The organism is Roseiarcus sp., from assembly GCF_052145395.1.
GTDB lineage: Bacteria > Pseudomonadota > Alphaproteobacteria > Rhizobiales > Beijerinckiaceae > Roseiarcus.
Window position 1 is genome coordinate 1 of sequence record NZ_JBKQOT010000180.1, and the last position, 3,337, is coordinate 3,337.

Annotated in this window: 3 protein-coding genes; all 3 read right to left on the minus strand. The window is 63.0% G+C overall.

Going from position 1 to position 3,337, the window contains the following annotated elements; genetic code table 11:
• Positions 1 to 177: 177 nt before the first annotated feature.
• Positions 178 to 348 (minus strand): hypothetical protein, encoded by a 171-nt coding sequence (locus ACLP25_RS06315; protein ID WP_442468372.1) that lies wholly within the window; start codon positions 346 to 348, stop codon positions 178 to 180.
• 112 nt (positions 349 to 460) lie between these two features.
• Positions 461 to 2,131 carry a fatty acid--CoA ligase gene (locus ACLP25_RS06320; protein ID WP_442468373.1) on the minus strand — a complete coding sequence of 557 codons (1,671 nt, stop codon included), beginning with the start codon at positions 2,129 to 2,131 and terminating at the stop codon, positions 461 to 463.
• 447 nt (positions 2,132 to 2,578) lie between these two features.
• The gene (locus tag ACLP25_RS06325) at positions 2,579 to 3,256 is read right to left on the minus strand and encodes an esterase/lipase family protein (RefSeq protein ID WP_442468374.1); all 678 of its coding nucleotides are present in this window, start codon (positions 3,254 to 3,256) and stop codon (positions 2,579 to 2,581) included.
• Between the last annotated feature and the right edge of the window lie 81 nt (positions 3,257 to 3,337).

Consider the following 3,337-nt stretch of genomic DNA (forward strand, 5'->3'; position numbering starts at 1 on the left):
CCAACGGTTCGCCACGCAACAAACGCGCCACCACCGCCATCTTGCGTTGGACCGAATAGCGCTTCGGTCCTGCATCGACGCCCGAGGGGGCGCCTGCGCCAGCTATGGGGGAGCGCTCCGGCGCCCCTCGGGCTTCAGCCCTGCATCAATCGTCATTTCGAAACCTCCGGTTGCGGTTCATTTACCGCAGCCAGATGTCTCAGATAACCGTGACGCACCCCAAATGAAGGCGAAGAACACCGTCGCGAAGAAGCCGATGACGGTCCATTCGCTGTATTCCTCACCCATCAACTTGAAGGTCAACAGCGCGCCGCACGCGATCAGAACCGCAACGACGACGAAGTTCAACGCCACTTGTTCCCAGAACAGCGGGTTGCGCTCAATTTCTTGTCTGCTTTGCTCATACCCGCGACTCCCCCTTGTTGGGGCCCCAAGCTTCGTCAGTCCTTCGGACGCACCGCTATGTTGCGTCGTCGCGCAGGTGCCTTTGGCGCAGCGCCGCCTTGTCAAGCTTGCCCACGGAGGTCAGCGGCAGCTCCTTGACGAGCATGACCCGGTCGGGGATCGCGAACTTCGAGATCACGCCCTTGTCGACGTAGGTCTTCACGTGGGCGCGAATGGCCTGTTCCGCGGCTTCCGCGGAGTCGCCGGCAAATCCTGGCTCGACGACGACCAGCGCCATGGGGCGCTCGCCCCATTTGGCGTCCTTGACGGCGATGACGGCGGTCTTCACGACGCCGCTCTTTTCCGAGATGATGTCCTCCACCTGGAGCGAAGAGACCCATTCGCCGCCGCTCTTGATGATGTCCTTGATTCGATCGACGATGTGGATGGTCCCCTCGGCGTCCCAGTTCGCCACGTCCCCGGTGTGCAGATATCCGCCGGCCCAGAGCTGCTCCGACGCCGCCGGATCATTGAGATAGCCCATGGTCAGCCAGGGCGCGCGCACCACGATCTCTCCCTGAGTTTTGCCGTCGCGCGGCACGTCGGACATATCCGCGTCGACGATGCGCAAATCGACCAGAGGCCCCGGCTGCCCGGCGGCGGTTCGGCGCTCCACGAGCGCTTCGGCATCTTCCTCCAGTTGCTTCGTGGTCAGATGCACGCCGGTCAGCACCGGGCAGGACTCGGATTGACCATAGCCGGCGAAGATGTCGATGCGGTGCGCCATCGCCGCCCTGGCCAGCGCCCGCGGCAGCGCCGACCCTCCGATCACCATTTTCACCTTCGAGAGGTCGACGTCCTTGCTCGCCGGCGCGGCGAGCAGCATCTGCAGGATCGTCGGCACGCAGTGCGAGAAAGTCACGCCCTCGCGCGCGATCAATCCCAGCAGGACATCGGGGACGTACCGCCCCGGGTAGACCTGTTTGGCGCCAAGCAAAGTGTATAGATAGGGGATGCCCCATGCGTGGACGTGAAACATAGGCGTCAACGGCATGTAGACGTCGTCGCGGTGAATCCGTCCCTGGCTCGGAGCACAGCCATATTCAGCCGCGACGCTGAGCGTATGCAGCACCAGCTGGCGGTGGCTGAAGTACACTCCCTTCGGGCGCCCCGTCGTGCCGGTCGTATGAAACGTCGTCGCGCGCGTGTTCTCGTCGAAATCCGGAAACTGGAAGAAGGGCGAATTCGCCTCCAGCATGTCCTCGTATTCGCACTCGATCGGCAAGCGCGTGGTCGGCCGGTCCTTGCGGTCGTGCAGCAGCACGTATGTCTTCACCGAAGGCAGCTTGTCGGCGAGCTTCTCCATGAGCGGCAGGAAGTCGGCGTTGACCAACACCGTCGAGGGGGCTGCGTCGTTCATCGCAAAGAGCAGCGCCTCCGGCGGCAGCGAGAGATTGACCGTCTGCAACACCGCGCCCATCATCGGCACGGCGAAATAGCACTCGAGATAGCGGTGGCTGTCCCAGTCGAGCACGGCCACGACGTCGCCCGGCTTGACGCCGATTTCCGAGAGCCCGCTCGCGAGCCGACCGATGCGCTCACGGAACACCCGGTAGCTGTGCCGCCTCAGGTCCCGATAGACGATCTCCTGGTCGGGCGAGTGCACCATCGGGTAGTGCAGCAGATGCTTGATGAGAAGCGGATACTCATAGGCCGAGGGACTGATCTTGATCAGATTCGCCGGCATGCCGCGCTTCCTCCGATGTGCAAAAGTTGCACATCATACGATCCGCCAGCCGCCGCGCATTGATGAGGATCAAAGGTTCGAGAGCAAACTGAGACACGTTGTCGCAGGCGTCCAATACCTTGGTGACGCGGTTCTGTTCTCTGTTCCTGTAGCGAGTCAGCGCATTTTCAATTCGGCCGCGTCCATGAGGAGGCCGACGATGTCCTTTAATTCAGGAATCCTTGGAGCGACCTGGGCTCGTCGGCGCAGGCCTGGTTGGGACCGCGACGCGCGGCGCCTGAGAGTGTGAGGCGCGATTGCGCGGCGCTTTTTCGCGCGCGTCAGGTCACACGGGAGCCGTCTCAGGTCATGTGAAGTCCACGAGGCGGAAGGCTCGCCTCGCGCCACCTCAGCCCTCGCAACTCTACCTAACCGCACGGCGAGGTCGGCTGTGCGGAAGCTGACCGTTCAACCGCGTCGTCGGGTGCGAAACCCGGCGGATCCGTGCACTTGCGATTTATCGCAAACCACCACGTCGAGTTCCGCCCGACCTCGAGCCGTAGGGGCGCGGGAAGAACAGCGCGCGCATAAAGCCGCGATCGAACGGCTTCCATTCATGCTCCGGCTCAGCAAGGCGGTCGGCAATGGCGTACAGGACCGCGGGATGATGGCCCATGCCGAATGGCTCGACCTGACCTCGATGCTTTCAGTATGGGAGCCTGCATCCTCGACGCAGCACTGCCATGCAACGACGCCGTCGCTGCGGCTGAAGATGGCTGTCGTGGGTACGGACGGAGGGTGGTGAAGGTTGGCCGTCACCCGTGCATTCTCGACAGTGCGATCCGAAAGCGTCAAGTAGAGCTTTGTCGCGCGGGTCGCCTTGGTGTTGCTCTTGAAGGGGCTTCCCAGCGTAATCACCAGCCGTACGTCGTCGACAGCCAGTTTCGCGAGTTCGCGCGCGTGAACGCCGCCCAGACTCCACCCGATCAGGCTCACTTTGCGGCCGGACTGACTGCGCAACGCCCGAAGTCGCGCGAGCAGGCCTTCCTTTAGTCCGGGCCGCAACTCGAGATTGCGACCATGGTTCCAGCCATGCGGCTGATAGCCCTTGGCGCAGAAAGGTGCGCAAAGGCGCTGTCGAGACATCGCTCGCGAAGAATCCCCGAAGGATCATCACGGCATGGCCGTCACCGGACGGAAGGCTGCGACGAAGCAGCGGGTAAGTCC

Coding starts and splice junctions, on each gene's coding strand:
- ACLP25_RS06320 (WP_442468373.1), bottom strand. CDS start 2,131: ATGCCGGCGAATCTGATCAAGATCAGTCCCTCGGCCTATGAGTATCCG.
- ACLP25_RS06325 (WP_442468374.1), bottom strand. CDS start 3,256: ATGTCTCGACAGCGCCTTTGCGCACCTTTCTGCGCCAAGGGCTATCAG.